The 14,825-nt window shown below is 72.3% G+C and carries 16 protein-coding genes; 13 read left to right on the top strand and 3 right to left on the bottom strand.

What is annotated here, in order from left to right; genetic code table 11:
• From BIU97_RS18370 to BIU97_RS11825, 10 genes are all read left to right on the top strand, one after another.
• A partial coding sequence (locus BIU97_RS18370; RefSeq protein WP_083420903.1) for a hypothetical protein occupies positions 1-1,281 on the top strand: 1,281 nt, incomplete at its 5' end.
• A 25-nt stretch (positions 1,282-1,306) separates the two neighbouring features.
• A complete protein-coding gene (locus BIU97_RS11785) occupies positions 1,307-2,284 on the top strand; it encodes an HAD-IIA family hydrolase (protein ID WP_071297739.1) in 978 nt (325 codons plus the stop codon).
• A 10-nt stretch (positions 2,285-2,294) separates the two neighbouring features.
• Entirely contained in the window at positions 2,295-2,483 is a 189-nt protein-coding gene (locus BIU97_RS11790; RefSeq protein ID WP_139196018.1) for a hypothetical protein, read from the top strand.
• Complete coding sequence (locus BIU97_RS11795; RefSeq protein ID WP_083420944.1) at positions 2,476-3,309, top strand: TlyA family RNA methyltransferase; 834 nt, start codon at positions 2,476-2,478, stop codon at positions 3,307-3,309. The genes BIU97_RS11790 and BIU97_RS11795 overlap by 8 nt, the downstream gene beginning before the upstream one ends.
• Positions 3,306-4,238, top strand: coding sequence for an NAD kinase (locus tag BIU97_RS11800; RefSeq protein ID WP_071297741.1), 933 nt, complete (start codon positions 3,306-3,308; stop codon positions 4,236-4,238). Before BIU97_RS11795 ends, BIU97_RS11800 begins: the two co-directional genes overlap by 4 nt.
• Positions 4,239-4,290: 52 nt before the next feature.
• On the top strand, positions 4,291-5,985 hold the full coding sequence (gene recN / locus BIU97_RS11805) for a DNA repair protein RecN (protein ID WP_071262993.1): 1,695 nt from the start codon (positions 4,291-4,293) through the stop codon (positions 5,983-5,985).
• Positions 5,986-6,255: 270 nt separating this feature from the next.
• Positions 6,256-7,971 (top strand): CTP synthase, encoded by a 1,716-nt coding sequence (locus BIU97_RS11810; protein ID WP_071297742.1) that lies wholly within the window; start codon positions 6,256-6,258, stop codon positions 7,969-7,971.
• Positions 7,972-8,126: 155 nt separating this feature from the next.
• Positions 8,127-8,702, top strand: a complete 576-nt coding sequence (locus BIU97_RS11815; protein WP_071297743.1) for an NUDIX domain-containing protein — start codon at positions 8,127-8,129, stop codon at positions 8,700-8,702.
• A complete protein-coding gene (locus BIU97_RS11820) occupies positions 8,699-9,280 on the top strand; it encodes a DUF1349 domain-containing protein (protein ID WP_071297744.1) in 582 nt (193 codons plus the stop codon). Before BIU97_RS11815 ends, BIU97_RS11820 begins: the two co-directional genes overlap by 4 nt.
• Positions 9,277-10,284, top strand: a complete 1,008-nt coding sequence (locus tag BIU97_RS11825) for a site-specific tyrosine recombinase XerD (protein WP_071297745.1) — start codon at positions 9,277-9,279, stop codon at positions 10,282-10,284. The genes BIU97_RS11820 and BIU97_RS11825 overlap by 4 nt, the downstream gene beginning before the upstream one ends.
• Positions 10,285-10,403: 119 nt before the next feature.
• Here BIU97_RS11825 and BIU97_RS11830 read toward each other — a convergent pair whose 3' ends face one another.
• A complete protein-coding gene (locus BIU97_RS11830) occupies positions 10,404-10,847 on the bottom strand; it encodes a DUF2510 domain-containing protein (RefSeq protein ID WP_071297746.1) in 444 nt (147 codons plus the stop codon).
• A gap of 125 nt (positions 10,848-10,972) precedes the next feature.
• Here BIU97_RS11830 and BIU97_RS11835 point away from each other — a divergent pair, with 125 nt between their 5' ends.
• Entirely contained in the window at positions 10,973-11,446 is a 474-nt protein-coding gene (locus tag BIU97_RS11835; RefSeq protein ID WP_071297747.1) for an ASCH domain-containing protein, read from the top strand.
• Positions 11,447-11,459: 13 nt separating this feature from the next.
• On the opposite strand, the gene BIU97_RS11840 is transcribed toward BIU97_RS11835, so the two are convergent.
• A complete protein-coding gene (locus BIU97_RS11840) occupies positions 11,460-12,491 on the bottom strand; it encodes an LLM class flavin-dependent oxidoreductase (RefSeq protein WP_175472438.1) in 1,032 nt (343 codons plus the stop codon).
• 84 nt (positions 12,492-12,575) lie between these two features.
• On the opposite strand from BIU97_RS11840, the gene BIU97_RS11845 reads away from it, so the two are divergent.
• Together BIU97_RS11845 and BIU97_RS11850 are read left to right on the top strand one after the other, a co-directional pair.
• Entirely contained in the window at positions 12,576-12,908 is a 333-nt protein-coding gene (locus BIU97_RS11845) for a TraR/DksA family transcriptional regulator (RefSeq protein WP_071297907.1), read from the top strand.
• A 133-nt stretch (positions 12,909-13,041) separates the two neighbouring features.
• Positions 13,042-13,485 carry a TIGR02611 family protein gene (locus BIU97_RS11850; RefSeq protein ID WP_071297748.1) on the top strand — a complete coding sequence of 148 codons (444 nt, stop codon included), beginning with the start codon at positions 13,042-13,044 and terminating at the stop codon, positions 13,483-13,485.
• A 44-nt stretch (positions 13,486-13,529) separates the two neighbouring features.
• Here BIU97_RS11850 and BIU97_RS11855 read toward each other — a convergent pair whose 3' ends face one another.
• Entirely contained in the window at positions 13,530-14,786 is a 1,257-nt protein-coding gene (locus BIU97_RS11855; RefSeq protein ID WP_254782980.1) for an MFS transporter, read from the bottom strand.
• Between the last annotated feature and the right edge of the window lie 39 nt (positions 14,787-14,825).

Consider the following 14,825-nt stretch of genomic DNA (forward strand, 5'->3'; position numbering starts at 1 on the left):
TCCTACCGTGGTGGCTCGTCCGATCGCCCGCGTCGTGACGGTGACCGTCCGTCGTACGGCGGTGGCTCGTCCGACCGCCCGCGTCGTGACGGTGACCGTCCGTCCTACCGTGGTGGCTCGTCTGACCGTCCGTCTCGTGACGGTGACCGTCCGTCGTACCGCGGGGGGTCCTCTGATCGTCCGCGTCGTGACGGTGACCGGCCGTCCTACGGCGGTGGCTCATCCGACCGTCCGCGTCGTGACGGTGACCGTCCGTCCTACGGCGGTGGCTCGTCCGACCGCCCGCGCCGCGACGGCGGTGAGGATCGTCGCCGCTTCGGCGACGGCACCCGCCATGCCGGTGCCCGCTTCGGCGAGGCTGCGCGGGACGACTGGGAGGACCGCGACCCGTACGGCACGAAGTCGATCCGCCCGCGCCACGACGACCCGGAGATCCCCGAGGAGATCCAGGCGCGCGACCTCGACCCGGCAGCCCGCATGGAGCTGAAGACCCTGAGCAAGGACAACGCGGACTGGGTCGCCCGCCACCTCGTGGCCGCGGCGATGTTCGTCGACGACGACCCCGAGACGGCGAACCAGCACGCCTTGAGCGCAGCGCGCCGTGCCGGCCGTGTCGGTGTGGTCCGTGAGACCGCAGCGATCACCGCGTACCGCTTGGGCGACTTCGCCACGGCGCTCCGCGAGCTCCGGACGTACCGACGGATCTCGGGCCGCAACGACCAGCTGCCGATGATGGTGGACTGCGAGCGCGGCCTCGGGCGTCCGGAACGTGCGCTCGAGCTCGGTCGGTCCGTCGAACGGTCGGCGCTCGAGACGCCGGTGCAGGTCGAACTCGCGATCGCGATGTCCGGCGCCCGGTTGGACCTCGGGAATCCCACAGCCGCCCTCGGCGAGCTGGAGATTCCACAGCTCGACCCGTCGACGGCCTACACCTGGTCGCCGGCGCTCTACAGTGCTTACGCGGCCACGCTCGAGGAGCTCGGTCGCCAGGACGAGGCCGACGAATGGTGGGCGCGGGTCGATCGCGCCGCCCAGGCCCTGTCCGAGATCGCCGACGAGAACGCATGGGAGACTGTTGATGTGGTCGAGGAAACGATCGAGGTCGAAGAACCCAGGGACGACGGGCCCGGAGCCGACGCTGAGCGCGTCGACGAGCCCACAGCCGGTGTCAGCGGCCTCGACGACACCGACCAGCTCGACGACGTCGACGACCCCGACGACGACCTCGGCGAGATCGACGACGACAACCCCCGCGACGTCGACGGCTCCGCAGCCGGCTGACACCCCGAGGCCGCCGACGGACGGTGTGGACGTCGTCCTCACCGACCTCGACGGTGTCGTGTACCGCGGGCGGAACGCGATCCCGCACGCGGTCGAGGCCCTGACCCGCGCGTCGTTGACCGCTCGCGTCGGGTACATCACGAACAACGCCTCGCGGCGACCCGTCGACGTCGCGGAGCACCTGGAGCGCTACGGGCTCGAGGTGTCCGAGGACGACGTCGTCACGTCGTCGCAGGCGGGGGTCCAGCTGCTGTCGACGCTCGTACCGGCCGGGGCGACCGTGCTCGTCACGGGCGGCATCGGTCTGTCGAGCATCGTCGAGGCGGCCGGGTTCACCGTGACATCGAGCGCCGAGGACGCCCCTGCGGCCGTCATCCAGGGCTTCTCGCCGGACCTCGGCTGGAAGGAACTGGCCGAGGCGTCCTTCGCCCTCGCCGACCCGGACGTGCCGTGGGTCGCGACGAACATGGACTGGTCGATCCCGGTCGAGCGCGGCATCGCGCCGGGCAACGGCACGCTCGTGTCCGCCGTGCACCAGGCCGTGGGGCGGATGCCCGTCGTGGCCGGCAAGCCGGAGCGCCCGATCTTCGACGCCGCCGTGCAGCGCTTCGGCAGCGGCCGGACGATCTTCATCGGCGACCGCCTGGACACCGACATCAAGGGCGCGAACGACGCGGGGATCCCCAGCGTCCTCGTGCTCACGGGCATCGACCAGGCCAAGCAGGTGCTCGCGGCCGACCAGCGGTCGCGTCCGACGTTCGTCCTGCAGGACCTGAGGGGTCTGTCGGCGCCGTACCCGGTGACCGTCCGCCGCGAGGACGAGGACGGCACGCGGTACGTGACGATGGGCAGTGCCACCGTGGCCATGCGTGGGCACGTGGTGCGGGTCCTCGACGCGGGGACGGCGATCGACCGGCTCCGCGCCGGGGCGACCCTGATCTGGGAGTCGGGCCTGGCGATCTACGGCCTCGACGTCGACCCGCAGCTGTACGGCGGCGAGTAGCGTGTCGGACGTGCCGAACCCCGAGCAGTCGTCCGCAGTCGAGGACGTCGAGCACGTCGAGCAGGACGAGCAGGACGACTTCGCCGCTCGGACCGCGACGGCCGAGTCGCTGCCGCTCGAGCAGCGCGCCGACGCGTTCTCGGCCCTGCACGACGAACTCCGGACCCGGCTCGAGACCGGTGGCACCGCGCGTGCCTGAGCCGGACGGCGCCGTACCCGACGCGACCCCGGTCCGCCTCGACGCACTGCTCGCGATGCGCGGGCTCGCCCGCAGTCGCACGGCTGCGACGAAGCTCGTCCAGGACGGCCGTGTCACGGTCGACGGCCACCCCGTCGTGAAGGCCTCGACCCCGGTGACGCCGGACGCCGAACTGGTCGTCGACGTCGTGGACGAGTGGGTGTCCCGTGCGGCGCGCAAGCTCGTCGGCGCGCTCGACGCCTTCGTGGTCGACCCGTCGGGTCGTGTGGTGCTCGACGTCGGGGCGAGCACGGGCGGCTTCACCCAGGTGCTCCTGGCACGAGGGGCCCGTCGGGTCATCGCGCTCGACGTCGGGCACGGGCAGCTGCACCCCTCGGTGGCGCTCGACGAGCGGGTCGTCGTCGTCGAGGGCACGAACGCCCGGAACCTCACCGCGGCGGACTACACCGCGCTCGACGCCACGGCGCCCGAGACCTCGCTGGTCGTCGGCGACCTCTCCTTCATCTCGCTCCGGCTCGTGCTGCCCGCACTCGTCGAGGCGGTCCCGGCGGACGAGTTCGTCCTGCTCGTGAAGCCGCAGTTCGAGGTCGGACGCACCGGTGTGCGCGAAGGCATCGTGCACGACCCCGGCCTGCGGCACGACGCGCTGATGAACGTGCTCTGGGCGGCGTGGGACCTCGGCCTCGGCACCTCCGGTCTGGCGGCGTCGCCCATCATCGGGACGCACGGCAACCACGAGTACCTCGCGCACTTCCAGCGCGGTGTCGGGGGCAATCCGACAGAATGGATCCTCCGAGCGACCGAACTGACAGAGGGGACCGCATGACCGAGGACCGGCACATCCTGCTCGTGAGCCACACGGGCCGCCGTGACTCGATCGACGCTGCCGTCGAGGTCTGCGACCTCCTGCACGCGGCCGGCCTCAACCCCGTCATGCCCTTCGACGAGTACGCCGACATCCGGCGTGCCGAGGCCTCGGTCGGACAGGTCGACATCCTCGGCGTCGACGTGCAGGCGGACCAGCTCGAGATCGTCATCGTGCTCGGCGGCGACGGCACGATCCTGCGCGCTGCGGAACTCGTGCGCGACACCCGCCCGCCCCTCGTCGGGGTGAACCTCGGCCACGTCGGCTTCCTGGCCGAGAGCGAGCGGGACGCCCTCGCCGAGACCGTCGAACGCGCGCTCTCCGGTGAGTACCACGTCGAGGAGCGCGTCACGCTCCAGGTCGACGTCGTCGTCGGCAACCAGGTCGTCTACTCGAGCTGGGCCCTCAACGAGGCCACCATCGAGAAGGCGTCGCGTGAGCGCATGCTCGAGGTCGTCACCGAGGTCGACGGTCGTCCCCTGTCCTCGTTCGGCTGCGACGGTGTGGTGGTCTCCACGCCGACCGGCTCGACGGCGTACTCGTTCTCCGGCGGCGGCCCGATCGTCTGGCCGGACGTCGACGCCCTGCTCATGGTGCCCCTCAGCGCGCACGCCCTGTTCGCCCGACCCATCGTGGTCGGCCCTGACTGCACGCTCGCCATCGAGGTGCTCCGGCGCACCAGCGGCGTCGGTGTCCTCTGGTGCGACGGGCGCCGCACGCACGACCTGCCCCCGGGCGCGCGGGTCGAGGTCCGACGGTCCCCGGACCCCGTCCGGGTCGCCCGACTGAAGGACGCCCCGTTCACCGACCGCCTGGTCGCCAAGTTCCAGCTGCCGGTCGCCGGGTGGCGCGGGCCGCAGTCCGACGACGAGGACGGTGACCTCCTGTGACCCGTGTGGGACGCCCTGTCACCGCATCCGCGACGACCGACCAGGAGGACCGATGATCGAGGAGATCGCGATCCGCGACCTCGGGGTCATCGGTGAGACGACGCTCGAACTCGGTCCCGGGTTCACGGTCGTCACCGGTGAGACCGGCGCCGGCAAGACCATGATCGTCACGGCGCTCGGGCTGCTGCTCGGTTCCCGCGCCGATGCCGCGTCCGTGCGGCGCGGTGCGTCGAGCGCGATCGTCGAGGGCCGGTGGAACGTCCCCGACCACGCCGCCGTCGCCGAGCGTGTCGAGGACGCCGGCGGCGCGGTCGAGGACGGCGAGCTCATCCTCACCCGCACGGTGTCGGCCGAGGGCCGCAGCCGGGCGACGGTCGGAGGCCGGAGTGCTCCCGTCGCGGTGCTCGGTGAGCTCGCCGACCAGCTCGTGACCGTGCACGGCCAGTCCGATCAGATCCGGCTGACCTCCGCCACCGCGCAGCGTGCGGCGCTCGACGGCTTCGGGGGTGCCTCCCTCGAGAAGGCCCTGCGGCGCTACGTCGTCGCCTACGACGCCTGGCAGGCGCACGCCGCCGAGCTCGAGACCCTGACGCGTGACCGCGACGACCGGGTGGCCGAGGCCGAGCGCATCCGTGCCGCCTCGGACGAGATCGAGGCGGTCGACCCCCAACCCGGCGAGGACGTCGAGCTCGGCGAACGTGCCGACCGACTCGGGAACCTCGAGGAGCTCCGCCTGTCCGCGGCCCTCGCGCACGAGGCCCTGTCGAGCGAGTCACTCGACGGCGTCTCGGACGTCATCGGCCTGGTCGAGTCCGCACGACGGGCGGTGGAGCGCGTGGTCGCATCGGACGCCGCGCTGCAGCCCGTGCTCGAGCAGCTGACCGAACTCGGCATCCAGGCGTCGGAGACCTCTGCGAGCATCTCGAGCTACCTCGGGTCGCTGGAACCGGACGCCGGACACGACCTCGAGGTCATCAACGAGCGGCGGGCGCTGCTCGCCGGGCTCACCCGCAAGTACGGCGAGACCATCGACGACGTCATCGCGTACGGACAACGGGCGAGCGACCGACTGCTCGAGCTCGACGGCGACGACGACCGCATCGCGGCACTGCAGGGTGCGGTGGAGCAGGACGAGCAGGCCCTCGCCGATGCTGCCGGCGCGCTCACCACGGCGCGCACGAAGGCCGCCACGGACCTGGCGAAGCGGGTCACGACCGAGCTGAAGACGCTGGCCATGGCAGGGGCGACGCTGGTCGTCGAGGTCACCGACGCCGGCGAGTACCGGCGCCACGGCCGCGACCAGGTGTCGATCCTGCTCCAGCCGCACTCCGGCACCGACCCGCGGCCGATCGGCAAGGGGGCCTCCGGTGGGGAGCTGTCGCGGGTGATGCTCGCGATCGAGGTCGTCATGGCCGGCAGCACGACGGTGCCGACGTTCGTCTTCGACGAGGTCGACGCCGGAGTCGGTGGAGCGGCGGCGATCGAGATCGGACGACGGCTGGCGAAGCTCGCCGAGCGCACCCAGGTCATCGTCGTCACGCACCTGGCCCAGGTCGCGGCGTTCGCGAACAACCACCTCAACGTCGTGAAGGACGCCAGCGGTGCGGTGACGTCGTCGAGCGTGCGGCGGCTCGAGGGCGAGGACCGGCTGCAGGAGATGGCCCGGTTGCTCTCGGGTCTCGGAGACAGCGCGAGCGGCATCGAGCACGCACGCGAACTGCTCGACGTGGCCGGTCAGCGCGCCTGACCGGCACGGGACCGGCCTGGAGGCGCGGGTCGAGCCCGACTCGCACGTCCTGATCGCTTCCGGGCGAGCCCACCGACCATCGCGCGCGCTCGCCCCGTGGAGCGGCGGCGGTCACCCTCGGTCGTGCCAGCTGGCCTCGTACGACGGGTGCGCTCGACCCGCGCCGTGCCAGCTCGCTCCGTGCGACGCCGACCCGGCCACCCGTCCGCGCAACGCCCACTGCGAACGGAGGTCGCGCCTCCCGGCAGTTCTGACGTACGATGGAATCCCGTGGCGGACACTCTCAGCGGCGGTACCAATTCTTCGAACGCGACCCCGAAGGTGACGAAGCAGATCTTCGTGACCGGCGGGGTCGTCTCGTCTCTCGGCAAGGGCCTGACGGCAGCCAGCCTCGGCAACCTCCTCACTGCGCGCGGCCTCAAGGTCGTCATGCAGAAGCTCGACCCGTACCTCAACGTGGACCCGGGCACCATGAACCCGTTCCAGCACGGCGAGGTCTTCGTGACCGACGACGGTGCGGAGACGGACCTCGACATCGGGCACTACGAGCGCTTCCTCGACATCAACCTGTCGCAGTCGGCGAACGTCACGACCGGTCAGGTGTACTCGACGGTGATCGCCAAGGAGCGTCGCGGCGAGTACCTCGGCGACACGGTGCAGGTCATCCCGCACATCACCGACGAGATCAAGCGCCGGATGCGTGAGCAGGCGCAGAACGACCCGCAGGTCGACGTCATCATCACCGAGGTCGGTGGCACCGTCGGAGACATCGAGTCGCAGCCCTTCATCGAGTCCGCCCGCCAGGTGCGGCACGAGCTCGGCCGCAACAACGTGTTCTTCGTGCACGTCTCGCTGGTGCCGTTCATGAACGCCTCGGGCGAGCAGAAGACGAAGCCGACGCAGCACTCCGTCGCGGCGCTCCGCTCGATCGGCATCCAGCCGGACGCGCTGGTCCTGCGCAGCGACCGCCCGGTGTCGGACTCGAACAAGCGCAAGATCGCGCTGATGTGCGACGTCGACGAGGACGCCGTGGTGAACGCGGTGGACGTCCCCTCGATCTACGACCTGCCGACGCTGCTGAACAACCAGGGCCTCGACCAGGTCATCGTCGACGCGCTCGGGCTCGACGCCGGTCCGGTCGACTGGACCGCGTGGACCCCGGTGCTCCGTGCCGTGCACGAGCCGAAGAAGGACGTCACGATCGCCCTGGTCGGCAAGTACATCGACCTGCCGGACGCCTACCTGTCGGTGACCGAGGCGCTCCGTGCGGGCGGCTTCGCGCACGACGCGAAGGTCACGCTGAAGTGGGTCGTGTCCGACGACTGCACCACGCCCGAGGGTGCGGCGAAGCAGCTCGGCGACGTCGACGGCATCTGCGTCCCCGGTGGGTTCGGCGTGCGCGGCATCGAGGGCAAGCTCGGCGCGCTGCAGTTCGCCCGCGAGCAGGGCATCCCGACGCTCGGGCTGTGCCTCGGCCTGCAGTGCATGGTCATCGAGTACGCCCGGCACGAGGCCGGCCTGACCGACGCATCGAGCACCGAGTTCGACCCGGAGACCTCGACCCCGGTCATCGCGACGATGGCTGAGCAGGTCGACATCATCGCGGGCGGCGACATGGGCGGCACGATGCGCCTCGGCCTCTACCCGGCATCGTTCACCGAAGGCTCGCTCGCGGCGGAGCTGTACGGTGCGCCGGAGGCCTCCGAGCGGCACCGCCACCGCTACGAGGTGAGCAACAAGTACCGCGACCAGATCGCCGCGGCCGGCCTCGTGTTCTCGGGGACGTCGCCGGACGGCACCCTGGTCGAGTACGTCGAGCTCCCGCGCGACGTGCACCCGTTCTACATCGCGACGCAGGCGCACCCGGAGCTCCGCTCGCGCCCGACCGACGCGCACCCGCTGTTCGCGGGGCTCGTCGCGGCCGCGATCGAGCGCCACGAGGCGTCCAGCCTGTTCGACCCGCAGACCGAGGAGCAGGTCGCGTAACGCGAGTGGTCTCGGACGGGAGGCGCGGTGCCAGCTGGCACCGCGCCTCCCGTCGGTCGCGACCACGGCACCTGGTTCCGGACACGGAACCGCGGAACGACGCGGTGCTGTGTCCGGAACCTGGTTCCGCGAGGGGCGCGTGCTTGGATGGTTGCGTGACTGACGCACCGATCGCTGACGAGCCGGCCTCCTTCGAGGTCACCGAATCCTCCGTCGTGTACGAGGGTGCCGTGTGGGACGTCCGGCGTGACGCGATCGCGTACCACGACGACTCGATGGTGCGGGAGTACATCGACCACACCGGTGCCGTCGCGGTATACGCCGAGGACGACGAAGGGCGCGTGCTCGTCATCCAGCAGTACCGTCACCCCGTGCGGGTACGGGACTGGGAGCTGCCCGCCGGGCTGCTCGACATGGAGGGCGAGGAGCACCTGACCGCCGCGCAGCGCGAGCTGGCGGAGGAAGCCGACCTCGAGGCGGACGAGTGGGAGCCGCTGGTCCGGTACAACACCTCGTCGGGCGGCAGCAACGAGTTCCTGCAGGTGTACCGCGCGCGCGGTGTCCGGCTCACGGCGACCGCCTTCGAGCGCGAGGCCGAGGAGGCCGACATCGTGAAGCGGTGGGTGCCGCGGGCCGAGCTCGTGGCGGCGATCCTCGACGGTCGGCTGCACAACTCCGGGCTGGTCGTGGCCGTGCTGGCGGTGGACGCGCTCGAACGGCGCGCCGGATGACCCTCGCTGCGCTGGTCGACCAGGGGCGGTGGACGAACGAGCCGGCTGCGGTGACGCTCGACGGCGAGGTCCTGCGCGTGACCGCCGTCGAGGGCAGCGACGCCTGGCGGACCACCTCGTACGGGTTCGTGCACGACTCCGAGCACGCGCTGCTGCAGGCGGTCGACGGCCCGTTCTCGGCCGAGGCGTCGTTCGTCCTCGACTACACGGAGCAGTTCGACCAGGCGGGGCTGTTCCTGCGGGTCGACGGACAGCGCTGGATCAAGGCCGGGGTCGAGGTCTCGGACGGGACGCCGCAGCTCGGTGCCGTCGTCACGCGGGGGACCTCGGACTGGTCGGTGGCCCCGGTGCCGGAGTGGGTCGGACGGACCGTGACGGTGCGGGTCAGCCGCGACGGCGACGCCGTGACCGTGCGGGCCTGGGCGGCGGGGGAGTCTGCGCGGCTGGTCCGGGTCGCGTACCTCGACCCGGGGGCCGACGTGACGGTGGGCCTGCTCTGCGCGGCGCCGACGCGTGCCGGCCTGACCGTGACGTTCACCGGGTTCCGGGTGGGCGCACCCGACGCAGCGCTGCATTGACCGCCGGGGCATCAGCGGGGGCGACGCCCCTCGACCGCGCCGTGGAGACGTACCTGCGGCACGTCGCCATCGAACGGGGACTCTCACAGCACACCCTGTCGGCGTACCGGCGGGACCTCGAGGTGTTCGCCTCGTGGCTGGCGACCGCCCCGGTCGTGGCGTCCGACGGGGCGGACCGGGCCGGCGGAGCCTCCGTGGTCGAGGACGTCGCCCGGCTGGCGCGCGCGGACGTCTCGGCGTTCGTGACGCACCTGGCGACCCGACCGTCGGGGCCGCTCGCACCGCGGTCGATCGCCCGCATGCTCAGCTCGGTGCGGTCGTTCACGGCGTTCGCCGCGGGGGAGGGCTGGCTGCCGCTCGACCCCGGCACCGCGGTCCGACCGCCGAAGGCCCCGATGCGCCTGCCGAAGGCGATCTCGGTCGAGGACATGGAACGGCTGCTCGGCGCCGTCTCGGCGGACGCCGACGACCCGGTGCAACTGCGGGACAAGGCACTGCTCGAGCTGCTCTACGCCACCGGCGCGCGCATCTCCGAAGCGGTGGGGCTGTCCGTCGACGACGTCACGACCCTGTCGGACGCCGGTGGCGAGCTCTCCGTGGTCAAGGTCACCGGCAAGGGCAACAAGCAGCGCGTCGTGCCGCTCGGCAGCTTCGCCCGGGCGGCGGTCGACGCCTACCTGGTGCGGGCGCGACCGGTGTTCGCGGCACGCGGTGCCTCGACACCGGCGCTGTTCCTCGGCGCGCGCGGCGCCCGGCTGTCGCGGCAGAGCGCCTGGCTCGTGATCCAGGCGGCCGCTGCCGCGGCGGACCTCGAGGCGCACGTGTCCCCGCACACCTTCCGGCACTCGTTCGCGACGCACCTGCTCGAGGGCGGTGCTGACGTGCGCGTCGTGCAGGAACTGCTCGGCCACGCGAGCGTCGCGACGACGCAGATCTACACGATGGTCACCGCCGACATGCTGCGGGACGTGTACCAGACGGCGCACCCGCGGGCGCGGCGGTAGGGGGCGGTCGGTCTGGGGCGTCCGGCCGGTCGTTCGCTCGGTGAGCAGGAATGGTCGGGTTCGCGTGGCGGACGCGACCATTCCTGCTCACGAAGTCGCTCGGTGGCGGTACCCGCGGGTCAGAAGAGGTGCAGCTGCGTCGAGGCCGCGACCGCTGCGGTGGCCACGGCGACGACGACGGCGCTCGCCGCGATGCTCCTGGCCAGCACCCGCCAGGGGCCGGTCGCGCCGGGGCGCACGATCCCGACGACACCGGACACGAGTGCGAGCACACTGCTCACACCGATCGGGTTCACGCGGACGGACAGCAGGGCGAAGAACACCGCGACGATCGTGAACACGCAGAAGCGGCGGTCCTGCACGCCGGACGCCCACGCACGGACCCCGAACGACCCCGTGTGCACCGAGAACGACGGCCCGGCCGCGGCGACGACGACCGGAGCGACGGGCTCCGGCTGGTTCGGCAGCACCCGCGTGGCGTCACCCCAGGCGTGACCGTCCCACCAACGCAGGCGGCTGGCGTCCTGCGGGTCCGGGAACCAGCCTGCGGCCGGAAGGGTCACGGGTCCTCCTCGTGGTGCGGGGGAAGTCGATGCCCCACGAGGCTACGAGGACGAGCGCGCGCTCCCCAGTCCCAGCGCGGGTGTCAGCACAACGGAGGACAGACCGGCTGCACTACCGTCGGGGGATGACCACGACACCGCTCGACGAGTTCTGGGCCCGCCGAGGTGACGAGGTGCCGGGCCTGCCGAGCACCGTTCCCGAGTCCTGGGCGTTCGGGGCGACGCCGGAGCAGGCCGACGACCTGCTCGCACTGGTGCTCGACGGCACGAAGGACGGCACGGCGTCGTCGCTCTGGGACTACGAGGCCGCCGACGAGGCGCTGCCGGCGGTCGGGGACCTCGCCGTCGTCCTCGACGGCGCCGGCGCCCCGCGCGCGGTCATCGAGGTCAGCGACGTGCGGGTGGTCCCGTTCGACGAGGTCGACGAGGACCACGCCCGCGCCGAGGGCGAAGGAGACCGCACACTGGGGTGGTGGCGGCGGGAGCACGAGGCCTACTGGCGAGCGCACTCCGAGAACCCGCGCGGCTTCGAGCCGGACATGCCGGTCGTGTGCGAACGGTTCCGGCTCGTGTGGCCGACGGCGACGCGCACCGCCTGACGCCCCGAGGCCGTCAGGCGGGGACGGGCGCCGCGTCCACCTCGTTCATGACGTCCTTCACCGCGGCGAGCAGCCGGGCGTTGAAGTCGACGCCGAGCTGGTTCGGCACCGTGACGAGGACGGTGTCCGCCTCGCGGACCGCCCGGTCCGCGGCGAGCTCGGCGACGAGCTGCTCGGGCTCGCCGATGTAGGAGCGACCGAAGCGTGCGAGCCCGCCGTCGAGGTGCCCGACCTGGTCCTGCCCCTCGACCTGCGCGCGGACGCCGAAGTAGTGCCGCGACTCGTCGTCGGTGATCGGGATGATGCTGCGCGACACGGAGACCCGCGGCGTGCGCTCCCACCCCATGTCCGCCCAGGTGCTGCGGAAGCGGGCGATCTGCTCGGCCTGCAGCTCGTCGAACGGTACGCCGGTGTCCTCGGTCAGCAGGGTCGAGGACATCAGGTTCATGCCCTGCTCGGCCGTCCACTCGGCCGTCGCGCGGGTGCCGGCGCCCCACCAGATGCGGTCGCCGAGCGAGTCGGAGAGCGGGGAGATCGGCAGCGACCCGGCCATGCCGGTCATCTGCGGGTTAGCGTTCGCCATCGGCTCGCCGGCGATCGCACGTCGGAAGACGTTCGTGTGCGACCGGGCGAGGTCGCCGCCGTTCGTGTCCGACGCGTCCGGCACGTACCCGAACTGCTCGTAGCCGGCGAGGGCGGTCTCGGGTGACCCCCGGGAGACGCCGAGCTGCAGGCGTCCGCCGGAGATGAGGTCGGTGGCCGCGGCTTCCTCCGCCATGTACAGCGGGTTCTCGTACCGCATGTCGATGACGCCGGTGCCGATCTCGATGCGGCTCGTCCTCGCGGCGATGGCGGACAGGAGCGGGAACGGCGCCGCCTGCTGCGGTGCGAAGTGGTGCACGCGGAAGTACGCGCCGTCGACGCCGGACTCCTCGGCGGCGACCGCGAGGTCGATCGCCTGCACGAGGGCCTCGCGGCCGCTGCGCACCCTGGAACCCGGGACGTCGCGCCAGTGGCCGAACGACAGGAACCCGATCTTCGTCATGTCGATGCGAACGCATCCGAGATGCGGACCATTCCGCAGCCGCGTCGCCAGCCGGCCGACCCGCCGGCGACTACGGTGTGCGACATGGAGGACCCCCGCGCCGCCCTGACCGCCGAGCGCTCCCGGAACGAGCGCCTGCTCGCCGACGTCGAGCGGAGCATGCGGGACGTCAGCGACGCCCGGCAGGACGCGAACTCCGACGACGAGCACGACCCCGAGGGCGCGACGCTCGCGTGGGAGCGCGGGTCGCTCGGCGCCGTGCGCGACGACGCCCGTGAACGCATCCGCCTCGTGGACGCCGCGCTCGCCCGTCTCGAAGCAGGGACCTACGGCCGGTGCGCCGTCGGCGGGGAACCGATCCCCGAGGCCCGTCTGGCGGCCGTGCCGTGGGCGGCGACCTGCGTCGCGCACGCGTGACGACGACCCGGTAGCGGCGACCACCTGCCGGCCGGGAGGCGCGCGGCGGCCCCGCCCCGTGCCTCCCGGCCGGCGCACCATCCGTCCACCGCGCGCGCCGCTGATTCCCAGCCGCGCGCCCTACCGTTTCCGCATGGACGCCGACCCCAACGCCGGACCTGCCGAGGCGCAGGGCGACGGTGCGCAGCGCCAGCGGTTCCAGTGGTTCCACGACATGCGGACCTGGATCCACGCGCGGCCGCACGTGCACCTGTTCTACAAGGTGCTGGTCGGCATCGTCGGCGGGCTCGTGGTGATCATCGGGCTCGTCCTCGTGCCGCTGCCCGGCCCGGGTTGGCTCGTGGTCTTCATCGGGCTGACGATCCTGGCGAGCGAGTTCCACTTCTTCCACCGGATCATCACGTGGCTCCGCACCCAGCTGCACCGGTTCTGGGACTGGGCGAAGCGGCACGGACCGAAGCGGCTGCGGGACGCGGCCGACCGCGGCAAGGCGGACGTCGATGCCGCGCACACCGGTGCCGCGCGCACCGTGGGCGTGCCGCGTCGGGGCGCGAAGCCGGCCCGTCCCGGGCACTGACACCCGGCGCGACGTACGGCCGCTACTCGGCCGCTACCAGGCCGCTACTCGGCGGCGACCCGCACGGACCCGGTCGCGGTGCGTTCGACGGCCTCGGCTGCCTGTTCCTCGACCGCGGCGGTGTCCTTCGACACGAGTTGCAGCACGAGGGCGACGACCGCGGCGAGCACGATGAAACCGCCGTACCCGGCGATCACCGGGACGAGGCCGACGGCGGGCTCGAGCAGGCCGCCGATGACGGCCGGCACGCCGAACGCCAGGTAGCTCACGACGTAGATGGTGGAGAGCAGTCCGGCGCGGTGGGTCGTCGCTGCGGTGGCGAGCAGCATCCGCAGCGGTGCCTGGAACCCGGCGCCGAAGCCGACGCCGGCGATGGCGCTGCCGACGACGAGCCCCGGCAGGGAGTGCGCTGCGACGAACGCGACGGTGACGACCGGACCGAGGACCAGGGCGACGAGGCCGAGGAGCACCGCGCGTCGGGTGTCCATCCGCTGGATCGCGAGCCCGGTGAGGGCACCGGTGCCGGTGACGACGGCGATGAGCGCGCCGGCGGCGAAGTGGTTCGTGATGCCGAACACCGCGCCGAGTGCGGAGGGGACGAGCGACAGGAACATGCCGCCGAGTGCCCAGCTCGCGACGAGCGATCCGGCGACGCCGCGGAACAGCCGGCGGGACGACCGCGGCACGCTGATCGTCGGGCGGAGGGAGCGCAGGGCCCCCGGGCGGCGCTCGACGCGTTCGGGGACGACGACGAGGGCGACGACGAGCAGGACCAGGAGCGCGCCGAACACCAGGTAGACGAGCTGCTCCGGCGCGGGGCCCCACTCGACCAGGGCGCCGCTCGCCATCGCTCCGGTGGCCAGGGCGACGGGCGGGACGACGCCGTTGAGCACGCCGGCCAGGGCGGGGTGCCGCTCGAGCGAGTTGTCGATGAGGGCGGCGCCGAGCGCGCCGATGAGCAGCCCGACGGAGACGCCCTGCACGATGCGGTCGACGACCAGGGCGAGGACGCCGTCGGCGACGGCGAAGAGCCCGAGCGACAGTGCGACGCCGAGGCCGCCGACGACGAGCACCGGCTTCCGGCCGACGTGGTCGGACAGGCGGCCGGCGACGAGCAGGCTCGCGAGCAGCCCGGCGACGTAGACGGCGAAGACACCGGTGAGCATGAGCGGCGTCAGGTGCCACTCGGCGGCGTAGACGGGGTAGATCGGCGACGGGACGGCCGACGAGGCGACCGACGCCAGGAGCATGGCGGCCAGGATCCAGAACCCGGCGACCGATCGAGCTGACTGCTGCTGCACGAGCATCCCTTCGTCCACGTGTTGTACGACTGCATTCGT

Origin of the sequence: Curtobacterium sp. MCBA15_009, from assembly GCF_001864895.1 — a bacterium.
In the GTDB taxonomy this organism is placed as follows: domain Bacteria; phylum Actinomycetota; class Actinomycetes; order Actinomycetales; family Microbacteriaceae; genus Curtobacterium.

Bases quoted from the DNA above. Each gene is read 5' to 3' on its own strand.
- BIU97_RS11835 (WP_071297747.1), top strand. From the start codon at position 10,973: ATGACCACGACACCGCTCGACGAGTTCTGGGCCCGCCGAGGTGACGAG.
- BIU97_RS11800 (WP_071297741.1), top strand. From the start codon at position 3,306: ATGACCGAGGACCGGCACATCCTGCTCGTGAGCCACACGGGCCGCCGT.
- BIU97_RS11840 (WP_175472438.1), bottom strand. From the start codon at position 12,491: ATGACGAAGATCGGGTTCCTGTCGTTCGGCCACTGGCGCGACGTCCCG.
- BIU97_RS11820 (WP_071297744.1), top strand. From the start codon at position 8,699: ATGACCCTCGCTGCGCTGGTCGACCAGGGGCGGTGGACGAACGAGCCG.
- BIU97_RS11850 (WP_071297748.1), top strand. From the start codon at position 13,042: ATGGACGCCGACCCCAACGCCGGACCTGCCGAGGCGCAGGGCGACGGT.
- recN (WP_071262993.1), top strand. From the start codon at position 4,291: ATGATCGAGGAGATCGCGATCCGCGACCTCGGGGTCATCGGTGAGACG.
- BIU97_RS11845 (WP_071297907.1), top strand. From the start codon at position 12,576: ATGGAGGACCCCCGCGCCGCCCTGACCGCCGAGCGCTCCCGGAACGAG.